Origin of the sequence: Nostoc sp., from assembly GCF_036917635.1 — a bacterium.
GTDB lineage: Bacteria > Cyanobacteriota > Cyanobacteriia > Cyanobacteriales > Nostocaceae > Nostoc.
Genome location: NZ_JBALCW010000093.1, coordinates 35,544 through 50,896, shown reverse-complemented (window position 1 = coordinate 50,896; position 15,353 = coordinate 35,544). Strand labels below are relative to the sequence as shown.

Annotated in this window: 14 protein-coding genes; 6 read left to right on the top strand and 8 right to left on the bottom strand. The window is 42.5% G+C overall.

The genetic code is table 11. The features are described 5' to 3' along the window. The first annotated feature begins 20 nt into the window (after positions 1–20). Both V7K32_RS21365 and V7K32_RS21360 read left to right on the top strand, forming a co-directional pair. Positions 21–1,574 (top strand): sensor histidine kinase, encoded by a 1,554-nt coding sequence (locus tag V7K32_RS21365; protein ID WP_334995785.1) that lies wholly within the window; start codon positions 21–23, stop codon positions 1,572–1,574. A 522-nt stretch (positions 1,575–2,096) separates the two neighbouring features. Continuing rightward, the gene (locus V7K32_RS21360; protein ID WP_334995784.1) at positions 2,097–3,515 is read left to right on the top strand and encodes an IctB family putative bicarbonate transporter; all 1,419 of its coding nucleotides are present in this window, start codon (positions 2,097–2,099) and stop codon (positions 3,513–3,515) included. Positions 3,516–3,691: 176 nt separating this feature from the next. Here V7K32_RS21360 and V7K32_RS21355 read toward each other — a convergent pair whose 3' ends face one another. The 3 genes from V7K32_RS21355 to V7K32_RS21345 form a co-directional block, all read right to left on the bottom strand. Beyond that, positions 3,692–3,988, bottom strand: a complete 297-nt coding sequence (locus V7K32_RS21355) for a WGxxGxxG family protein (RefSeq protein WP_334995783.1) — start codon at positions 3,986–3,988, stop codon at positions 3,692–3,694. A 181-nt stretch (positions 3,989–4,169) separates the two neighbouring features. Then, entirely contained in the window at positions 4,170–4,637 is a 468-nt protein-coding gene (gene smpB, locus V7K32_RS21350; RefSeq protein WP_100900463.1) for an SsrA-binding protein SmpB, read from the bottom strand. A 32-nt stretch (positions 4,638–4,669) separates the two neighbouring features. Continuing rightward, positions 4,670–5,944 carry an RNA-guided endonuclease InsQ/TnpB family protein gene (locus tag V7K32_RS21345; RefSeq protein ID WP_334995782.1) on the bottom strand — a complete coding sequence of 425 codons (1,275 nt, stop codon included), beginning with the start codon at positions 5,942–5,944 and terminating at the stop codon, positions 4,670–4,672. A gap of 797 nt (positions 5,945–6,741) precedes the next feature. Between V7K32_RS21345 and V7K32_RS21340 the strand changes: the two genes are divergently transcribed. After that, positions 6,742–7,425, top strand: coding sequence for a response regulator transcription factor (locus V7K32_RS21340; RefSeq protein WP_334995781.1), 684 nt, complete (start codon positions 6,742–6,744; stop codon positions 7,423–7,425). 182 nt (positions 7,426–7,607) lie between these two features. Here the strand turns inward: V7K32_RS21340 and V7K32_RS21335 are convergent, their stop codons facing one another. From V7K32_RS21335 to murC, 4 genes are all read right to left on the bottom strand, one after another. Continuing rightward, positions 7,608–8,078 (bottom strand): low molecular weight protein-tyrosine-phosphatase, encoded by a 471-nt coding sequence (locus tag V7K32_RS21335; RefSeq protein ID WP_334995780.1) that lies wholly within the window; start codon positions 8,076–8,078, stop codon positions 7,608–7,610. An 83-nt stretch (positions 8,079–8,161) separates the two neighbouring features. Continuing rightward, on the bottom strand, positions 8,162–8,509 hold the full coding sequence (locus V7K32_RS21330; protein ID WP_100900466.1) for a YbaB/EbfC family nucleoid-associated protein: 348 nt from the start codon (positions 8,507–8,509) through the stop codon (positions 8,162–8,164). A gap of 264 nt (positions 8,510–8,773) precedes the next feature. After that, on the bottom strand, positions 8,774–9,799 hold the full coding sequence (gene murB, locus V7K32_RS21325; RefSeq protein ID WP_334995779.1) for a UDP-N-acetylmuramate dehydrogenase: 1,026 nt from the start codon (positions 9,797–9,799) through the stop codon (positions 8,774–8,776). A 122-nt stretch (positions 9,800–9,921) separates the two neighbouring features. Continuing rightward, on the bottom strand, positions 9,922–11,385 hold the full coding sequence (gene murC / locus V7K32_RS21320) for a UDP-N-acetylmuramate--L-alanine ligase (protein ID WP_334995778.1): 1,464 nt from the start codon (positions 11,383–11,385) through the stop codon (positions 9,922–9,924). A 403-nt stretch (positions 11,386–11,788) separates the two neighbouring features. Here murC and nadD point away from each other — a divergent pair, with 403 nt between their 5' ends. Beyond that, positions 11,789–12,415 carry a nicotinate (nicotinamide) nucleotide adenylyltransferase gene (gene nadD / locus V7K32_RS21315; RefSeq protein ID WP_334995777.1) on the top strand — a complete coding sequence of 209 codons (627 nt, stop codon included), beginning with the start codon at positions 11,789–11,791 and terminating at the stop codon, positions 12,413–12,415. Between the two features lie 116 nt (positions 12,416–12,531). Then, complete coding sequence (locus V7K32_RS21310) at positions 12,532–13,545, top strand: type I glyceraldehyde-3-phosphate dehydrogenase (protein ID WP_334995776.1); 1,014 nt, start codon at positions 12,532–12,534, stop codon at positions 13,543–13,545. Positions 13,546–13,643: 98 nt separating this feature from the next. Here the strand turns inward: V7K32_RS21310 and thiL are convergent, their stop codons facing one another. Then, entirely contained in the window at positions 13,644–14,684 is a 1,041-nt protein-coding gene (gene thiL / locus V7K32_RS21305; RefSeq protein WP_334995775.1) for a thiamine-phosphate kinase, read from the bottom strand. Between the two features lie 89 nt (positions 14,685–14,773). On the opposite strand from thiL, the gene V7K32_RS21300 reads away from it, so the two are divergent. Continuing rightward, positions 14,774–15,346: a Uma2 family endonuclease gene (locus V7K32_RS21300; protein WP_334995774.1), complete on the top strand. Its 573-nt coding sequence runs from the start codon at positions 14,774–14,776 to the stop codon at positions 15,344–15,346. Positions 15,347–15,353: the final 7 nt, after the last annotated feature.

Here is a 15,353-nt window from a genome sequence, read left to right as displayed (position 1 = left end):
TTATTAAGGTAGCAGTGGCAATGATGGAGCCTGAAAATAAATTATTTGCCCTAAAGGATGGTTGGGACTCTCATGAATCAAGAGAACAACAACGCCTCAAAGCTTTGTCAGATTTAGGTTTGCGGCAACCAGAAACGATTCCGGTTTTTGAAGAGGCGACACAAACTGCTGCCCACTTTTTGGAAGCACCAATTTCCATATTGGGATTTGTGGATCAAGAACGTCACTGGTTCAAGTCGGCGGTAGGCTTATCTAGGCTGGGACTGATGAATCATTTGGCACAAAGCCGCCAACTGTCACGCCGAGAATCCTTTTGTACTCAAGTAGTAGAGAGTCTTCAAATATTTGTAATTAATGATACTCGTAACTTGACAAACCCAGTACTTGCTAGCAGCAAGTTGGTGCAGGATTATGGTATTCGTGCTTACTTAGGAGCGCCACTGATTGATGCTGAGGGACATTGTTTGGGTGCATTGGCGGTGATGGATTTAGTACCGCGCAATTTTACAAACCGAGACATTGAGTTTTTACAAATCATAGCTCGTTGGAGCATGAGTGAATTTGAACGTAACCGACTCCTGCAACGGAGACTCGAATCAAGCACTCCGGCGATCGCTCCGATATTTTCAATCAATGGCGAACGTAATACTGAGATTAAAATCACCCCAGCCACTACAGAAAGCGGCTCTGTTTCTACCAAGGAACTGAAACTGGAACTTTTGGATCAGCTAACTCAGGAGTTACGCACGCCTTTAACATCTGTACTCGGTATGGCTAGTGTTTTAGGACGTGAAATTTATGGGCCTTTGACGACTAAGCAGAGAGAATATTTGGAAATTATCCAACACAGTGGTCGGTACTTACTTTCCTTAGTAAACGAAATTACCGAACTAGGAGCTATGGATGAAAACTCAAACGTGCTAAATATTGCTCCTGTGGATATCGAAATGCTGTGTCAACAAGCTATCAACACCCTTGATGAAGCGGCTAATCGCCGCGAACAAGATATCCGCCTCTCTATAGAACCGGGACGCAATCGCATTTGGCCTTTAGATAAAGACAAGGTGCGACAAATTCTCTATCACCTAGTTTTCAGTGTGATTCAACTTTCGGCTACAGGTAGCATTGTTCGCATTCATGTTTCTTACAAGGAAGATACGCTCAACATTACTATTTGGGTTTCCCATCCTTGGCTAGGAGATGGTATTACTGAAGTTGATCCCTACTTCCGTCTCAATTCTTTGTCGCTGCTGGAGCTAACAGGTGAGGTAGCAACTTACAATACTCATGCACAAAGCCAGGAGCAAGGAGAAATTTCATCAGTAGCAGTGGACAACTCAAAAAACTTTACTGGGAATCACTCAAATTTCTTTGCTGCTAGTTCAGGTATAAATTTAGCTAAATCACATGGAAATATTTCTCGTGAAAGCTTAGGCTTATTGCTGAGTTGTCAACTGGCAGAATTGCATAGTGGACAAATTTTGATTCAAGGTTCACCAGAATCAGGATATCGTTATGTGCTTTCTTTGCCACTGCAAGTGGCGACCTCTTCACCAGCAATTGGCGATGTCTAATCATAATAACGATTAGATATTAGGGGTAAGAAAAAGTGAGACGTGGGATGAATGCTGTTTCAGCTGTACATGAACGGCTATCTTAACTTAAGTAAGTCGGTGAGAATAAATCAAACTAGATTAAGTAATGTAAAAAGTCTTGAGATTAGTTAGTAGTGAGCGGCTTCAGCCATCTTATGAGGACTAAAATCCTCACCCAACGGGTTTGTTAGTCGCTCATGGGGGAAACCCCCAAGATCGTGCTGCTTCACTACAAAGCTTGAATTATTCACGCCGCTCTACTTAGTATCGGCTGAAGTAGTTTTTGATTAAACCTAGTAGCTAATGGCTACTACCGCAAGGCGGAAGTCACGCATTCACCCATTCAAAACAATTATATTCCGGCCATTTGCGCCGTATTGTGCCAAGAATAAGAACGCCATCATGCGATGTGCGATTTTCGTTATTACCTTTTTATAGCCATAGGCATTATGATCAATTCCAAGTTCTGCGTCGGCAGACTAATTGATCGCAATGTTTTTTATGAATTTAGTCTGGCAACGATTTACTTTATCATCTTTACCGCTCAAAGAATACCTTGCTACCAGTTACGTACACCGTTCTCTGGTGGGACTGTTAAGTTCTTGGCGGCAAACCAGCGTCTTGATTCAGTGGGGAGATGCGATAGCAGGTGCTTTACTCAGTTTAGTATACGCGCTTGCACCTTTTGCTTCGAGTACATTGGTAGGCTTGTTGCTGGGGGCTTGTGTAGCATTTTGGCTGTTGTTGACTTTATCTGATCAAGTAACACCAGCAAATGTCTCCTCAGTCACTCCGATTCACCTGTTGGTATTGTTCTACTGGGGGGTTGCCGCAGTCGCAACGGCATTGTCACCAGTCAAAAAGGCGGCACTTAACGACTTGGGAACGTTAACCTTGTATTTGCTGCTATTTGCTCTTTGTGCCAGGATACTGAGGTCGCCTCGCCTCCGGTCTTGGATTATCATCCTTTACCTGCACATATCGTTAATTGTCAGTGTATATGGGTTGCGGCAATGGTTTTTTGGAGCCACGGCACTGGCAACTTGGGTTGATCCAGAATCTCCTATGTCTAAGACTACCAGAGTCTACAGTTATTTAGGCAATCCCAACTTATTGGCTGGATACCTCTTACCAGCAGTAATTTTTAGCTTTGTGGCAATTTTTGCATGGCAAAGCTGGATCAAAAAAGCCTTAGCATTAACAATGCTAATTGTCAATACTGCCTGCCTGATCCTCACATTTAGTCGTGGCGGTTGGATTGGACTAGTGGTGGCAATTTTGGCTGTGATGGCATTGCTAGTTTATTGGAAAAGCTTGGAAATGCCTCGTTTTTGGCGTACCTGGTCGCTACCGATTGTGTTGGGAGGTTTAATCGGTGTATTGTTGCTAGCAGTGATATTTGTAGAGCCAGTGCGCCTACGAGTGTTCAGTATTTTTGCTGACCGTCAAGATAGCAGTAATAATTTTCGGCGAAATGTGTGGGATGCTGTTTTCGAGATGATCCGCGATCGCCCGATTTTCGGCATTGGCCCTGGACACAACTCTTTTAATCAAGTTTATCCTCTCTACCAACGCCCTCGTTACACTGCTTTAAGTGCCTATTCGATTTTGTTTGAAGTGACTGTAGAAACTGGCTTTGTTGGTTTAGCCTGCTTTCTCTGGCTAATAATTGTCACATTTAACATGGCATTTCTACAAATGCGACGACTGCGACGATTCAGAAGCGTAGAGGGATTTTGGTTAATTGGAGCGATCGCTATTTTGTTGGGGATGCTAGCTCATGGAACCGTAGATACTGTTTGGTATCGTCCTGAAGTTAATACTCTCTGGTGGCTCATAGTTGCCTTAATTGCTAGCTATTGGACACCTTTAGCTCAAAATAAGACAAATTCATCTAACTTAGAACCAACAGTAAACTAAGATGATTAAGTTGTCAGTTGTTTTCTACTAAACAACTGACAACTAAGTGAATTTTCAATTGTCTAGTACAGGGGGCGCAGAAATAAACCTACCATTTGATTACAGCCAGAAAGCACAAAAAAATTAAACCATCAGTGACTTTTGACTTTTGGATGGGTAACTTGGGCCTTGCGGTACTAGTCTCTGTAGGTAGTGGGGCCTGGAGCATTAGGGTCGCGGTAAGCAGTGGGTTCGTTTCCACTCTTCTTACCACCTAAACCAGCCAAACCAGCTAGACCAATCAACCCTAGCCAACCCCAATCAAAACCGTTGTGATCGTTGTTGCGATCGTTATTGTAAGTGGTCGTTCCTGAACCAGTATTGGCTCCGGAGTCAGTTGTCGTTTGAGCTTGTGCGGATAGAGTTAAGGGTAAAATTCCCATACTCAAGGTGAGAACACCAGCACCAATAGCTCTAATGAAATTACTTTTCATAAGTTTTGACAATTCCTTATGCCATCCGAAGTTACTCACCACTTTATCGATTCTCAACCTAAAGAAAATCAATCTGCGGCTATAAATTAGGAATTTTCACAACTCACGCTGTGGACATACAACATACTTTTTACAGCAATCAGTTTATCACTCTGGTGTGGTAGTTTAGCGACGCTGAGGCTCAATAGTTTTTCATTGCCCGTTGAATGTCACGCTGGTCTTGGCGTCGTTTTAGGTCTTCTCGCTTATCGTGGAGCTTTTTACCTTTGCCAAGGGCTATACTCACTTTTACCCAGCCGCGTTTGAGATACATTTTCAAAGGGATTAAAGTTAAACCCTGCTGTTCTACTGTGCCAATTAGCTTGCGGAGTTCTTTGCGATGCAACAGTAGCTTGCGTGTACGCCGTGGTTCATGATTAAAATATTGTCCACTAGCGTTATAAGGGGAGATATGCACATTGATCAACCATGCTTCACCATTGCGAAGCAAAGCATAGCCATCTTGGAGATTGACTTTACCCGCACGAATCGACTTAACCTCGGTTCCTGTCAACTCAATTCCAGCTTCGTAAGTTTCTAGAATTTCATACAAATAACGGGCTTGGCGGTTGTCGCTAATAACTTTGTAACTGTCGCTCTTGTCGCTCATTGATAATTTCGTGTGCTTTAAATGTACGTGAACTACCTACAGTGGTGCTTTGCGTCACTGTAGGCTTCCTGTCCAACAGAAGGCGTAGTAGTGGATTTCTTACGTCCTCGCTTACTCCGACTTACATCTGGACAACAGGCTTTATCCCCCGTTCCAGAGGTCAAAATTCGTGAGCCACTGTGTTGGACGGGAACGCCTGCTTGAAGCAAGTGGCGTAGACCTTCATCTCGAAGGTTAATACTTGCCTTGATATCCCTATCATGAGTTGTCTGGCACTTTTCATAAGTCCACAATCTTATATCTAGCGGCAAACTACCAACTTGATTTAGGCACATACAACAGGTTTTTGAGCTAGGAAAGAATCTGTCAACCTCTTGATAAATCTTTCCTTCTATCTCTGCCTTGTATTTCAACATTGTGCAAAACATACCCCATCCAACTTGATGAATAGCTTTGGCAAGACAGTGGTTTTGCATCATGCCTTTAACATTAAGATTTTTTAGCACGATTACTTGGTTTTCGTTAACTATCCTACGAGACAGTTTGTGCAGAAAATCTTCTCTTCGAGACGCTACGCGAACACGGCAGTTAGTTATTTTTCTGTGAACTCTAGCAACTTTAATTCTTGCTTTGATACGGTTACTGGAACCTTTCTGTTTTCTAGATAGTTGTTGTTGCGCCGATATTAATTTATTCTCATATTTGTTAAAAATTCTGGCATTGTCAAACATTGACTCATCACTAGTAACAGCGAAGTGGGTTAATCCCAAATCAATGCCTATCGCTTTACCTTCTGTTTTTGGATTGGGTTTGTCTTGACCATCCTCAAACAGAATTGCTGCGAAGTATTGATTAGAACAATTTTTAGAAACAGTTACAGTCTTAATTTTCTCCTCAAAAGGTCTATGAACAATTGCTGACACATCCCCTATTTTTGGCAGAGTTAAATAATTGTCAGTAACTTTGACGTTTTGAGGATACTGTATTGACTGCAAGGCATGTTTAGATTTGAATCTTGGGTATTTAGTTCGTTTCTCAGAAAAGTTTTGAAAAGCTACTCCCAAATTTAAGCAAACTTGCTGGAAACATTGTGAGTAGGTCAATGATAGCCAGTCATGCTCTTTTTTGAGTTGCGGAATTAATTTTTTAACTTCATACCTAGACAATCCTTTGCCTGTTTTTTTGTATGTTTGGTTCATCAAGCTAAGGCAATAGTTCCAAAGCCAACGGCAATTGCCAAAAGCTTGCGCTAGAGACTGTTGCTGTTGAACATCTCGATATAACCTGAGTTTGACAACATTTAACATTTTAGAGCGAGTAGACCTTTGCTATAAAATAATCTAACACAATACTTATTCGTTTCCTGCATGTCCTTCTCCCTGTTTCCCCGTAGGAGAAATTTGTTCAAAGAAGTGTCGTCATGTTTCACCCGCCATTGATCCCACATCTCACCGCGAAGCGGGAGTGTGGGATCAATGGCGGTTCTAGCTAAAAAATTATTTGGATTGGCTTGTTAATTATAGGCTGTATCTTAGAACCGCTATAAATTCTGAACTCATATATCACTAATTTAGCTTTTATCAGTTCACAATTAAGAGTTTGCTGGTAACTTTAAATTATATGATATCGATTACCTGTGAGCTTGGTAAGACTTGAGGCTTAAGCCCTAAGTCTTACCTAGTTTTATTTTGTGTAGTTTCACAAAGAATTGCTATGATGCCAATAATCGTTAGTGATTAGCTAATAATTAATTGCAAAGGGCAAAAAATAAAAGATATTTATCCCTACTTACCCTTTTAATAAATTATTTATTAAGTTAATATTAATTTACAATATAGTAGTATTTATTGTGCTTTATTGATAAGTTGTTACAAAATACAAAGCTCTCTATGCCTCCTAAATAGAGTGAGTCAAAGGTGAGTTACACTTCTTTAAACCTTCTTAAGCATTTAAGATTTTCTTTATAAATCATCCCTAAAGACATCATTAGCTGGTAATACTGTCATAGTATGAAACATAAGAACACTATTATTGGCTGTGTTCACCGATCAAGCGCGTAAAAGCAAATTTCTGAGTAAAAAAAAATGGTAGGGGTGTATTGTCCATGCCCTTGACGATCCTTGTAGTGGATGATGATTTGGGCACTCGTCTGTCTGTTAGTGACTATCTTGAACTGTCTGGCTACTCAGTGATTACGGCTAATGACGGTCAAGAGGCTTTGGTTATGGTGGATGAGCATCATCCAGATTTAATTGTTACGGATATCGTGATGCCACAGATGAATGGCTACGAATTAGTGCGCCGGGTGCGTCAACAACCAGTGTTTCGGTTATTACCTGTAATTTTATTAACAGGGCGAACTAAGACCCAAGAAAGAATTTTGGGCTACCAGTCAGGGTGTGATTTATACTTACCCAAGCCTTTTGAACTGGAAGAGTTAGCAGCAGCAATCCGCAATCTTTTGGAGCGATCGCAAATTATTCAATCGGAGTATCGGTTTTCTCGTAAAGAGAGTTTGGGCATTTCCGCCTCCACAAAAGGGGTAGATGCCCATAATTCTTTGTCCACTCAAATTCAGAAATCCCACTTGCACTCATCCCTAACTCATAGAGAACAAGAAGTCTTAGAGTTATTGACTCATGGTCTTTCTAATGCCGAAATGGGTCATCAGTTACACCTGAGTCCTCGCACAGTGGAAAAATACGTTAGCAGTTTATTAAGAAAAACCTTAACCAGCAATCGAGCGGAATTGGTTCGTTTTGCGATAAAGCATGGTTTGGTGGAATAAAAAAAGTTAGGAGTTAAAAGTGAGGAGTGAGGAATTAAATCAGTGAACAATCAACAGTTATCAGTTATTGGAGTACAGCGTAGGCTTTGAAACAGTTAACAGATATAGTGGGCGACTTAAACCAAATTATTTTAACTGATAACTTTTAAAACTCCTAACTCCTAACTCCTAACTCCTAACTCCTAACTCCTAACTTTTGTAAGCAGACCTTCACAAGCATCGATCAGTAAATCAATAACCCGATTAAATCCCTCTTGACCACCGTAATAGGGATCTGGGACTTCCTTCAGGGTATGTCGAGAGCAAAACTCGCACATCAAACGCACTTTATGCTGATACTGCTTAGTTTGATCGAGAGTGAGAATGTTCTCATAATTTTCTTGATCCATCGCTAAAATTAAATCAAAGTCTTGAAAGTCTGACTTTTGAAACTGGCGGGATCGACCACGTAGTTTAATTCCCAACTTTGTAGCAGCCGCAGCACTCATGCGTCTGTCAGGTGGGCTACCAACGTGATAACTAGATGTACCTGCTGAGTCACAGAGTATCTGTTCGCTCAAGCCAGCCTGCTCAATTAGATGATTCATAATGTTTTCTGCCGATGGCGATCGGCAGATGTTACCTAAGCAGACAAATAGCAACTTGTAAGCCATAGATATGGTTTCTCATTTGTCAATAGTCATTTGTCCTTTGTCCAATGAACAATGACCAATGACTAATGACTAATGACTAATGACTAAAATCCAGGAAGTTCTAGTCCACTGGTCAATTCTTCCATGCGTTCTCGCATTGTTGCTGTGGATTTGTTGTAGGCTTCTTTCATTGCCACTGTTACTAGATCAGAAAGTACTTCTGCACCTTCCCCTAGAGCATCTGGAGAAATTTCTACCCGCTTGGGTTCTTGGTTACCACTGACAATCACCTTCACCAGACCACCGCCAGATTCTCCTAGAATCTCCATTTGCTCCAATTCTTCTTGGAGTCGCTTTGCGCCTTCTTGAACTTGCTGCGCTTTCTTAAAAGCGTCAGCCAGTTCCTTCATTTTTCCTAAGCCAAAGCCAAATCCTTGTCCTTTACCTGTCATAATTATTTGTACGCCTGTGCGCTGAATAACAAATCAAATTCAATTATAGATGCGGTAAGTAATTTGCCTGCTACACAAAACTTGACTAAACTTTTTAAAAGATAGTTATTGAACTAAAGTTTCCAATAAATGGGTCTGCTTCTTGCTTTAACCAAGGGGAGTAGGGAGTGGGGAGTAGGGAATAGGGCATTGGGCATTGGTTATTAATTCTTCTTCCTCATCTTCCTCATTTCCCTCATCTCCCCCACTCCCCACTCCCCATTTTTATCCACAAGCACCTTGAAACTCTCCGAGCATTTTGACTTCTGGCTCTAAATTAATAGACCAACGTTCTTGTACTTGATGTTGGATGTAGCGAATGAGACAGAAGATATCACTAGCTTTTGCTCCACCACGGTTGACGATAAAATTAGCATGGAGTTGTGCTACTTGCGCTCCACCAATTTGGTAGCCTTTGAGACCAGTTTGTTCAATTAACCAGCCAGCGCTGTAAGGTTTGGGATTGCGGAACACACTACCACAACTGGGGAAGTTATATGGTTGAGTGCTTAACCGATGTTTTTTGTGTTCTCTAGTGATAGCCAGAACTTTTGCTGGGTCGGCACCTGGCGCGAGTTGTAATGTGGCTTGGGTGACTATGCGTTGGCGACGCCTTTCCGAAGGAGACTCGCCACCTTGCAATAATGAAGTTCGGTAGCTATAGCCTAAGCGATCGGGGTTAAGAGTTTCCAATGTACCATCGGGTGAAAGTACTTGGGCACTAACTAACATATCTGCAATACAGCTATTATGTGCCCCTGCATTCATCACCACCGCACCACCGGCTGTTCCAGGGATGCCAACAGCCCACTCCAATCCTTGCCACCCTAATTCTGCTGCTGCCCATGCCAAGCTAGGAATTGATTCTCCAGCAGCAACGGTTAATTGACCGGTTTGGGGGTCAAAGTTGCTGAAGCGGAGATGACGAGTAGCAATGACTAAGCCTGATATACCCCCATCGCTCACCAGCAAGTTAGAACCTGCTCCCAAGGTTGTCACCTTTAAATTACGTTCTTTTGCGTATTTAAGACTTGCTTGCAGTGCTTCTACGTTTCGGGGGGCAACGTATAAATCAGCTGCTCCCCCAACTCTATAGGAAGTGAATGCTGACAAAGAAGCCTGGGATTTTATCGCACAATCAGTATTGGGTAAGTAGATTACTTCACTCTCCACCGAATTAGTTGTTTGGGGTTTCTTTGTATTCAAAGCAGAAACTGTGCAGACGTTTCCATCTGCCTGGGAAATGGTCATCTTTACTTTTTTGGTAAAATTTTTACATTTGTCTACCGTAAAAATACGGTAAAAGATTTCACAGATGGAACCGTTGCTAGACGGGCGCTTTGCTCAGAAATCAAACTTCGCAAAGCCTCCACTTAAGATGTGGCTTTAGCTGGTTCGCAAAGTGTCGTAATTATTTCAGGAATTACCTGATTCAAGTTCCCAGCCCCCAAAAACAGCGCCAAGTCTCCTGGGCGTAGTGTTTGTAGCAAGAACTCACACACTGAGGGTAAAGTTGGTTGATAAACTACAGGAGAACGCTGTTTAGCAATTTCCGCTGCTAGATGTTCACCAGTAATTTGCCCTAAATTGGGTTCACCTGCACTATAAATATCAGTCAGTACAACCAAATCAGCATGGGTAAAGGAATCGGCAAATTCTTTTAAAAAAGTCAGTGTACGGCTATAGCGATGGGGTTGGAAGATGGCAACCACTCTTTGTCCTGGTCTTGCTTGTAAGCGTGCTGCGGCAAGAGTAGCGCGAATCTCGCTAGGATGATGAGCATAGTCATCGATGAAGGTAATACCATCGACTTCACCCCGGAATTCAAAGCGGCGTCTTGCTCCTTCAAAGGTGGCGATACCTTTGGCAATTTCTCCAAATTCTAAGCCCAAGAGACGACCAACAGCTACTGCTGCTAAGGCATTACTGAGATTGTGCCGACCTAGCAGGCGTAACTTCAAAACGCCCAAAGCTTTGCCTCTTTCCCAAACTAGAGCCGTGGTACCATCAGCCCGATAATCAATATTAGTAACGCTGTAATCAGCGTCGGTATCTGAGTATAAGCTGTAGCTCAGGGTGGGTTGCAAGCGATCGCGCACTGTGGCACAGTCAATGCTACCTATTAACGTTTTACAACCCTTAGCAAATGTCTGGAAGATGTCAATTACTTCTTCTAATGACTCGTAATGGTCTGGATGATCGAGTTCAATATTGGTGATGATGCCAATCTCTGGAGCGTGTTTTACCAAGGAACCATCAGATTCATCTGCTTCGGCTACCAAATATTGGCTTTGTCCCAATCGAGCATTACCAGACCATGCATTGACTTCGCCACCAACTAAAATCGTTGGGTCAAGACCTGCTTCTAGAAGCATATAGCCAATCATGCTACTGGTTGTAGTTTTGCCGTGTGTTCCTGCCACTGCAATACTGTGGTAATCGGCAATTAAAGCTGCTAGTACATCTGAACGATGTAAAATTGGGCAACCTAATTCTAGCGCTGCTTTGTATTCTAAATTATTCGTGTTAATTGCTGTTGAACAAATGACTTGAGGCAGTATTGAGTTAGTAACAGTAGGTAATTCTTCTTGTGAATTTAATGCTACTGCATTCGTTAATACCTGAGGGCGAAAGAATTCGAGATTGCTTGCCTCTTGTCTACCAAAAATATGAGCGCCGATAGATTCTAACTTGTGCGTAATGTGGTTAGCACGAAGATCCGAACCTGATACTGGAAATTGACGCTTGGCGAGAACGTATGCCAGAGCAGACATACCTATACCACCGATGCCAATAAAATGAAATGGTCTACCACTAAAATCTACAGAATTAGTCATTTCTTGCTCCTTTTACACCACACCACACCATAATCACAAATGACACGCGTATCATAACAGGAATTTGATTTTTACCGTAACTAGCTCCTATATCATGTTTATGTTTGATGGCCAGATGATATTTATGCTCTGGTTTTGCTTGTTCAGAATGATTTTACCTTGGTTGGAGGTTTTTACTATTTTTGAACTGTTTTTAAGATTATTCTGAAAATTTTGGTCGCATCGGGAAAGAAATTCTTGTAATGTCAAATACATCTTTTTGGCTACCTTACTGGAATTGGCTACATCATACATTGTTAGTGAAGCTGATTTTAAATTGCATCCAGTTTAGGCATGAATTGACTACAATAGTACATTGGTAATGAAACTATTTTTCAATTGCATAAAATCCACGCATAACTGGATGCAGCAACTAGCAATTTTTGGTGGCACATTTGATCCAATTCATTGGGGACACTTGCTGGTAGCCGAGAGAGCTTTGCATCAAGTATCCCTTGAAAAGGTAATTTGGGTGCCATCTCTAAATCCTCCGCACAAACAAGCAGCTTTGTTTAAGCATCGTGTGGGGATGCTGCAATTAGCCATAGAAGATAACCCAGCGTTTACTGTCTCACTAGTGGAGGCAAATCGCTCTGGGACTTCTTATGCTATTAACACCCTGATGGACTTATCTGCTTCTTACCCAAATACTCACTGGTACTGGATCGTAGGCTTGGATACTTTCCAAACTTTACCCCGTTGGTACCGTGGACACGAACTAGCACAAATGTGTGATTGGTTAATAGCACCCCGACTGCTAGGTGGTGAGACTATAACTCAAAGCAAATTAATCTGCAAGCAAGTGGAGCAACAACTTAAAGAGCAGTCACATATTATTCACTGGCAACTCTTAGATATACCTTTAGTAGGAGTTTCGTCAAGTCTAATCCGCAAATTTTGCCGCGAATGCCAGTCAATTCGTTATTTAGTCCCAGAATCGGTTAGATCATATATCACTAACAACAATCTCTACTGGAACAAATCTGAATAAATTATGTGTTTTTTTATTGATATAACACTTTATCGTTAAGATTGCCCCCCCCCTTTGCGATATGATTGGGGTCAACGATATCAACATATAAGCATAAATACAGAGGGCAAGACACTGTGATTAGAGTTGCAATCAACGGTTTCGGGCGGATTGGACGTAACTTTGCACGCTGCTGGGTGGGTAGAGAGAATAGTCAAATCGACCTTGTGGCTATTAATGACACTTCAGACCCTAGAACCAATGCTCATCTGCTGAAATATGACTCAATGCTAGGGAAGATCAAGGGTGCTGAGATTAGTGCTGATGATAACTCTATCATCGTTAACGGTAAGACCATTAAGTGCGTATCCGATCGCAACCCAGAAAAGTTGCCCTGGAAAGATTGGGGAATTGACCTAATTATCGAAGCAACCGGAGTGTTTACTAGCAAAGAAGGAGCGCTCAAGCATGTAAATGCTGGAGCCAAAAAAGTTCTGATTACCGCTCCTGGTAAAAACGAGGATGGCACTTTTGTGGTTGGTGTGAATCATCATGATTATGACCACAACAAACACCACATTATCAGTAACGCTAGCTGTACTACCAACTGCTTGGCACCGATTGCCAAGGTGTTGAACGATAAGTTTGGCATCATCAAAGGCACGATGACCACCACCCATAGCTATACAGGTGATCAACGCTTGCTAGACGCTTCTCACCGGGATTTGCGACGGGCCAGGGCCGCAGCGATAAACATTGTACCCACCTCTACTGGTGCAGCAAAAGCAGTTGCACTGGTTATCCCAGACCTCAGAGGCAAGCTAAATGGTGTTGCCTTGCGCGTACCTACCCCGAACGTCTCAATGGTAGATTTCGTAGTTCAGGTTGAGAAGCGTACTATTACTGAAGAAGTTAACCAAGCTCTCAAAGATGCTGCTGAAGGGCCACTTAAAGGTATTTTGGCCTACAGCGAACTAGAATTGGTATCGTCTGATTATCAAGGTCATGATGCTTCTTCGATTGTTGATGCGAACTTGACTTTGGTCTTGGGTAATGACCTGGTAAAAGTTATGGCGTGGTATGACAACGAGTGGGGTTACAGCCAACGAGTTTTGGATTTGGCAGAATTGGTAGCCGAGAAGTGGCAATAATTTGTCATTGGTCATTGGTCATTGGTCATTAGAAAAATGACATAGACGCGCTAGCGGCTACTCTACGAGTTCTCCAACGCAGTACCCGCAGGGTAGGACTATTGACCAAAATGTTGAAATCCCTGGCTAAGACTTAGAACTTGGTCAGGGAATTTTTTTTGTTCGTCGTGCAATACTACTGTTAATCCGGGTGTAATTTTGCCTACGATCGCAGCACCTTTATCAAGATGTTGCACTAAGGCTGATGCTGACTCCTGTGGTAAGCACAGTACTAATTCAAAGTCTTCGCCACCGTATAGAGCATATTCTAGGGCTTGTTGTGTCAGCCAATGGCCAAAAGCTGCTGGAATGGAAATTTGTCTGCGTTCTAGCACAGCGCCAACGCCACTGGCGCGGCAGATTTGAATAATCGCATCTGCCAAACCATCGCTGCTATCCATACCAGCAATGGGGAGTCGATAGTTAGAAGTTAGGAGTTGGGAGTTAGGAGTTAAGATTTTCTGGAGGATTGGTAATACATCTAATCGTGGCTGTGGGCGTTGGTGGGCAAGGATTAGAGCCGTGCGTTCTGCGTCGTTGAGGTCTTGTCCTAATTCGGGATGCAAGAGCAGTTCTAAGCCAGCTCTTGAGGCTCCATGAACGCCTGTAACGACGATCGCATCTCCCACAGCAGCAGCAGAACGGCGGATAATTTGGCTAGGGTTAACTTGACCAAAAGCGGTAATTGCCAGAGTAGTTATAGGCGATCGCACAATATCACCCCCAACAATTGAGGTATTGTATTTTTGCAGGCATTCTGTCATTCCCTGGTATAGCCGTTCTACCCAACTCACCCTAACTTCACCGGGGAGTCCCAACCCAACAGTAATTCCCAATGGAGAAGCCCCCATTGCTGCTAAATCTGATAAATTGGCAGCAGCAGCCCGCCAACCAGCATCTTCTGCGGAAGTGGTGACATTGCTAAAATGCACGCCATCAACCAGCACATCTGTTGTCACTACCAAAGATTGCTCTGGTGCAGTCACAAGCACTGCTGCATCATCGCCGATAATTTCTGGAGGACAGAAGCGCTGCAATCTTTCTAAAAGACCTTGTTCACCGATGTCTTTTACTTGTTGAGAAGATAAATCACTGTTCACAATCGGTTTTCCGTGCTGCGAAATTACTAAGAAAACTGATAATTTGTTTTACTGTTTAATATAAGGGTATCGTCTAGGAGCTAGTTGGGATGGTAACAACACCAGTAACCAGCATCACATTTGAGGAGTACTTAACCTATAATGATGGTAGCGATTTCCATTATGAACTGGTGGATGGCAAGCTAGAGCTAATGAATCCACCTACTATTGAACATTTCCTGATTGCCAAATTTCTTGAGCAATTACTAGATGCAGAAATCAAAGGTTGCAGCTTACCTTGGCTGAGTTTTCGGGAAAGTGGAGTGAGAACAGGTAGAAATAAATCTAGGTTGACTGATTTGTGTGTAGTGACAGTGGAACAAGCCAGAGATTTGTTGAATGCCTCAGCAGTATTTCAGTCACCCCCGTTACTAATTGTCGAGGTGGTAAGTCCTGAATCAATTAAACGGGACTATCGCCATAAGCGCTCTGAATATGCGGCCTTAGAGGTTCCTGAATATTGGATTATAGACCCACTGAAAGCAAAAATTTCGGTGTTACTACTGGAAGATGGATTTTATGAAGAAACAGTTTTTACCGCCAATCAGCAAATTGGATCACGGACTTTTCCAGAATTTAATATTGCAGTTGAAGAAGTGTTGAATGCAGGTAATCTGGGCTAGTAGATCA